The sequence below is a fragment of the Vibrio sp. 10N.222.48.A3 genome (genome assembly GCF_041475345.1).
GTDB classification, from domain to species: Bacteria; Pseudomonadota; Gammaproteobacteria; order Enterobacterales; family Vibrionaceae; genus Vibrio; species Vibrio tasmaniensis_A.
The window spans coordinates 1-5623 of the sequence record NZ_JBFRVX010000535.1; the positions used below are offsets into that span (position 1 = coordinate 1).

The 5623-nt window shown below is 42.0% G+C and carries 6 protein-coding genes and 1 pseudogene; 5 read left to right on the forward strand and 2 right to left on the reverse strand.

Annotated features, from left to right (window positions below; translation table 11 throughout):
• Together AB4653_RS15465 and rmf are read left to right on the forward strand one after the other, a co-directional pair.
• Positions 1-1451, forward strand: a 1451-nt coding sequence (locus AB4653_RS15465; RefSeq protein WP_372104652.1) for a DUF3466 family protein, incomplete at its 5' end; no start/stop codon positions are given.
• Positions 1452-1613: 162 nt separating this feature from the next.
• Entirely contained in the window at positions 1614-1787 is a 174-nt protein-coding gene (gene rmf, locus AB4653_RS15470; RefSeq protein ID WP_009846667.1) for a ribosome modulation factor, read from the forward strand.
• Between the two features lie 334 nt (positions 1788-2121).
• Here rmf and fabA read toward each other — a convergent pair whose 3' ends face one another.
• Together fabA and AB4653_RS15480 are read right to left on the reverse strand one after the other, a co-directional pair.
• Positions 2122-2637: a bifunctional 3-hydroxydecanoyl-ACP dehydratase/trans-2-decenoyl-ACP isomerase gene (gene fabA / locus AB4653_RS15475; protein ID WP_010440782.1), complete on the reverse strand. Its 516-nt coding sequence runs from the start codon at positions 2635-2637 to the stop codon at positions 2122-2124.
• A 70-nt stretch (positions 2638-2707) separates the two neighbouring features.
• A complete protein-coding gene (locus AB4653_RS15480) occupies positions 2708-4360 on the reverse strand; it encodes a Lon protease family protein (protein WP_102257887.1) in 1653 nt (550 codons plus the stop codon).
• A 189-nt stretch (positions 4361-4549) separates the two neighbouring features.
• Here AB4653_RS15480 and matP point away from each other — a divergent pair, with 189 nt between their 5' ends.
• From matP to AB4653_RS15495, 3 genes and pseudogenes are all read left to right on the forward strand, one after another.
• The gene (gene matP / locus AB4653_RS15485) at positions 4550-5005 is read left to right on the forward strand and encodes a macrodomain Ter protein MatP (RefSeq protein ID WP_009846670.1); all 456 of its coding nucleotides are present in this window, start codon (positions 4550-4552) and stop codon (positions 5003-5005) included.
• A gap of 23 nt (positions 5006-5028) precedes the next feature.
• The gene (locus AB4653_RS15490) at positions 5029-5337 is read left to right on the forward strand and encodes a DUF3634 family protein (RefSeq protein WP_012603889.1); all 309 of its coding nucleotides are present in this window, start codon (positions 5029-5031) and stop codon (positions 5335-5337) included.
• Between the two features lie 104 nt (positions 5338-5441).
• Positions 5442-5623 (forward strand): annotated as a pseudogene (locus AB4653_RS15495) (hypothetical protein); the annotation flags it as partial.

Sequence of the window (5623 nt, forward strand, 5' to 3'; positions counted from 1 at the left end):
TTGCTATGGATGCTGTCTTCCAATATTTACAAGAGTTCGATGACTTCAAAAACTATTGTAACCGTGAGCTAAGATATTCCACATGTGAAAGCTGGGCGAAAACTCGCTGGGAAGATACTTGGTTTAAGGAAAGAAACAACCTGAGTTATGTAAATGCAAAGGCATTTATAGAAGGCGGGGCAATACTCGATACTCGCAATACAGTGATCAACTCTCTAGATAAAGATGCCAACCCGCTCGGTGTTAAGTCTGAGGGAACCATCCGAAACAATGCAATATTTACAACGACAGCCAAGCCTGCAGGATCTTCTGAGACTCGAGCATGGAAAGCCATCACAGCGAGTAATGGTACTGTTTACAATGTAGGTAGTGTTTCTACTAGTGAAACCATTACGGAGACGTCAACGCCGGATCCTGTATTTAGTTCAAAAGCTGCTATTTGGGATGGTACGAATACCAAGCAAATCGATTGGACTCGTGGTGGAACTGCTAGACAAGGCGATTACTATGCTCAAGGTAGCATGCGTTCAATTGCCGAATCGGATACTAAGTTTTATGGCGTAGGCTACAATACTGTTGATGGTAGTGGTGATCTGCAAGATATGAATGCATCTGTATTCATCAGTAAATCTCTGGACTTAGCTGACAGCGCGAATACTTGGACGACCAAATCAATTGAGGGGGCTAAGGTCAACTCTAACTCGTCTAATGATTACAAATACAGTAACTCTGTAGCGACCGATATCAACAAAAACTTGTTTGTTATTGGTAACTCTAAGCGTAATGGTAGAGTGCCTGAAAATGGTAGCGCAGGCAGTAAGATGTTCGTTGTTACTGATGCTTCAGTTGCGACTCCAACAGCGACATACCTAACGGGTGGTATCTTCTTTGCTGGTTCGAGTGGTGAAGCTAGAGCCGTTAACAACTTCAATGAAATTGTTGGTCAAGTTGACGCAGAAACAACGCGTGAAGTTGATGGCAGTGAGCGTAGACACCGTGGCTTTATTTATCCATATCAAGCAACGGGTACTGACCCATCAAGAATTGATCTGTTTCAGAACAAAGCTTGGTTTCTAGATGATCTAACTAACGATGGCAACGTTTCTGGAGAGAACAACAAGTTCCGAATCATTGATGCTTCAGGCATCAACGATGCGGGTGTTATCTCTGCAACAGCTATAAAATGTATGATCGATACAAATGGAGACGGTAGAGGTAACGATGAACGAGCCTACGATACAACGTCTCACAACTCATACTGTGCTGGTGCTGCGTCTAATGCAGTAGAAGAGGTTGTTGCGGTTAAATTGATTCCTATCGAAGGTAAAGGTAAGAGCGATATCCAAGCTCGTAGTACTGATACAGCAAAGGTCGATCGTAAAGGCGGTAGCTTAGGTTGGTTCGCTTTGACTGTACTCGGCTTATTAGGGTTCCGTAGAAAATTTAAATAATTTCATCTCTTGAGCCCGAGTTCACAATTCTGAATTCGGGCTTTTTTATCGCCTTGAGAAAAGTGAAAAACTGGTCGATTCTTAAAGTTGGAGTCACAAAAACTCCGCAAAGTTGTAATCATTGTATGTTAGTAAATAGAACACCCGTATGAGGACTGCACTATGAAGAGACAAAAGCGTGATCGACTAGAACGAGCACAATCTCAAGGCTACAAAGCTGGTATAAACGGTAGGTCACAAGAAGCTTGCCCATATAGCCAAATGGATTCTCGGTCTTATTGGTTAGGTGGTTGGCGTGACGCCAAAGGTGATAAGCAATCAGGTCTCTATAAGTAGATAGGGCGGAACATATTCAAAGATCAAGGCTCCATTGCTGGGTACAGCAGTTGGAGCCTTGTTAGTTTCTGAGTGGGCATATAAGTTAGATAAAATAAATGTAATGGCGTAGAGAGCTAACACTTTAAGCTGATACTGATACTGATACTGATACTGATACTTGTAGTGGAATACACAGTTGCTGGTGGACTAAGACAGTACAGTTTCGGAATAAGAAAGTTTGTTTAATCAGTATACTCTAGTGCACTATAACTAAATGTATTGGAGTGAAAATAAAGCAGCCAATGGCTGCTTTATTAAAATCTAACTGCGTTACTCTAATTAAATGATTAGATTAGAATGCTGACGTATCTTGGAAAAGGCCAACTTTCAAATCTTTAGCAACATAAATCTCTTTGCCATCAACAAGTACGCGACCATCTGCAAGGCCCATAACTAGGCGACGGTTAACAACACGCTTCATGTGGATTTCGTAAGTCACTTTTTTCGCAGTAGGTAGGATTTGGCCAGTGAATTTCACTTCGCCTACACCTAAAGCACGGCCTTTACCTTTGCCGCCAACCCAACCAAGGTAGAAGCCAACAAGCTGCCACATTGCATCAAGTCCTAGACAACCAGGCATTACTGGGTCACCAGGGAAGTGACAGTCGAAGAACCATAGGTCAGGAGTAATATCCAGTTCAGCAAGAATCAAACCTTTACCGAAATCACCTTCAGTCTCAGACATTTTAGTGATGCGATCCATCATCAACATGTTCGGTGCTGGTAGTTGAGGACCTTCAGGCCATAGTTCGCCTTGGCTTGATGCTAGAAGATCTTCGCGAGTGTAAGAATCACGTTTGTTTTGCATTATCAATTACTCCAATTTTTGATAGGTGCATATTAGTGAACAGGTGTACGCTAAACAAGTCCGATCAGTACTAGACAAACCAGTTTTTAATGCGTCCAACAATTCCAATAGGGTGCTCATGTCTTTCAAAGTTTTCAATACGTTCCGCAATTTTGCTTAGAACGCTTTCTTGTTCATCGTCTCTAAATGGTTTGTTCATAATAAGAGGAATCGCTTCATCTACATTAGAGACAGACCAAATATGGAATTCTTTGTTTTTGATGCTTTCAATTAGGTCTGGCTTCAGAGCAAGGTGTCTTAAGTTGGATCTTGGAAGGATCACACCTTGTTCGCCAGTTAACCCGTTGTGTTTACACACATGATAGAAGCCTTCGATTTTCTCGTTTAGCCCACCAACTGCTTGTACACGACCGAATTGGTCGACAGCACCGGTTACCGCTATTTGTTGATTGATAGGGTATTCCGACAAAGCACTGACCAAAGAGCAAAGCTCAGCAAGAGAAGCACTATCGCCATCAACTTCGCAGTATGATTGCTCAAACACAACAGAAGCAGCATAGGGCAACGGATCTTCAAGGTTTAACGCGCTGCTTACAAACGCTTGCATGATCATCATACCTTTGGCGTGAAGGTTACCACCGAGTTCCGCTTTGCGCTCAACGTCGGCAATATCACCATCACCAAAGTGGATAACACATGAAATTCGGGCAGGTTCACCATACGATACTGGGTGTCCTGGTACATCGATAACCGTCAGACCATTAACTTGTCCAACTTGTTCACCCTCGGTTTCGATAATAACTTGGCCATCTCGAATATCATCAAGAGCACGTTCAGGTAAGTACGATTCGCGGTTGTATTTGTGTTGTTGTGCTTGCTGAATATGGTGACCATCAATCTCACCATGGTCGGCTTCAATCAAAGCTTCGTTCAATAACGCATTGTGCCAAATCGGGCATAACGGTATATAGCTTTGGTCTTCAGTTTCTCTCGCACCAGCAGTAAGAATGCCTGTCACCGCCTGTTGCGTGATGTTTGGCAGTTCATAACGTTGTTGGAGCCATTTAAGGTAACCAAGATATTGAGTCAACGTCTCTTCTGTTAGCTTTATGTCTTGTTCAATTTCACTGAATAGGCAGAAACCAGTTTGAATATCACTGTCTAGATAATCAAGATCGCCGAGTTGAGCTCGGTCTCCAACCACAATCAACTTAATATTGTAGGTAAGCGGTAAAGATGGAGATTGGTTTAAGTGTTCTGGGTTGCTACTGATGGGCTCTACGGCCTCACCAAGAAGTGCAGACTTAAGCAGTAACCAGCTTCCCGGGTTTGCTAGAATCAAGTTGGCTGAAACAATCAGATAACCATTGTTCGCTCTAGCCAGTAAGCCAGGCTTTGTCGCAACGACTTGGCCGTCTTTTGATTGAACTTGGTCAAACAGATAGACAGCATTTAAAGACTCAGTTTTTATTACTGGTAACGTGTGATCATCTAGAGCAGTTATTAAAGATTCAACGATCATTTGACGATAGATCGAATTGTCCGGAGCGTTGACAAGTAAAACACGCGAAAGGTTGGACAAGCGGACAAAGCGGGTTAACGCATCGTTGAATCTATGTTGAATGTCTGAAAATGGGAAAGGCGAGATGTCAGGGAATTGCTCTAATTGAGCGCTATATTCGTCGTACTGAGGCGTAACATGTCGCCAATCTACTAGAGTCATTTAAGTTTCTGATTATGATAATGAGGTAGGGAGTATATAGAAAAACCGATCTCGCTTGTAGCTCTATGTTGTAGTTACTAATCACTAAGCTAATATAAGTATGATCTTGGTCTATTCTTTCAAGACAACAATTGTTAAATAGCCTATTTTGGGTTACGCTGTCACTAGGATTAACTCTCGAGATTAGACATGAAATATCAGCAACTTGAAAACTTGGAATGTGGTTGGAAATGGAACTATCTGGTCAAAAAATGGAAAGAAGGCGAGTCGATCACCTGCCATATTGATTCAAGTGAAGCTGACGTTGCTGTACAAGCCTTATTGAAGCTTGAACACCAACCAACAGGTGTTCTTGAGTGGATATCTGACAACATGTCTCCTGAGCTCGATAACAAGCTTAAGCAAGCGATCCGAGCTAAGCGAAAGCGTCACTTTAATGCTGAACAAGTTCACACCAAGAAAAAATCAATCGACCTTGATTATCGTGTATGGGAAAAGCTATCCCAGCGTGCGAACGAGCTAGGTTGTACGCTATCAGATGCTATTGAGTATTTGGTGAGCGAAGCATCTCGTAGTGAACAGGCCAGCAAGACAGTAACCAATCTTAAAGAAGATTTAAGCAAGCTCCTTTCTGACGATAAATAATCATCAACAGTAGTGGTGACATTATGATGTATGTAATCTTAATCGGTGCAGCGTTGGTTTTTTGGTTAGTCGCGGTTGATAGGCCGGTATTGAAAATCAAATTTAACGATGGGGCGATCGAACAAGTTAAAGGTCATCTTCCACCCAGCTTTAAGCACAACCTTCAAGAGATTGGCCACAACAACACTTTTAAAGGTGAATTAAAAGTGTACGCAAAGCGGTCTGGTTATAATCTCAAGTTCACAAAGGATGTACCTAAGAACGTGCAACAACGTATTCGTAATGTATTCCCGCATAACGGCTTCAAATCTAAAGGCTCAAAGAAGGCGTAATGGTCAAGAATTACGTCTTATCTTGTCAATCTTCATACTAAGTTAGTTCTTCGGTTGTCTTAACCATCGTCATACTGTTCTCAGTTCCAATAAAGGAGAACAGTATGAGATATCTAATCCTTTTGTTGTTTTTTTCATCCCCAGTCGTATTTCCCGACGATGCATTGGTTAATCCGGTAGCCAAAAAAATCAAAGCCACGGTCATGAAAGGACTAAAAAAGAGTAATGTTGAAATCGATGGTTATTGTGACCTGATGATTGAAATGAAGCTCTCCAAAGGTTATAC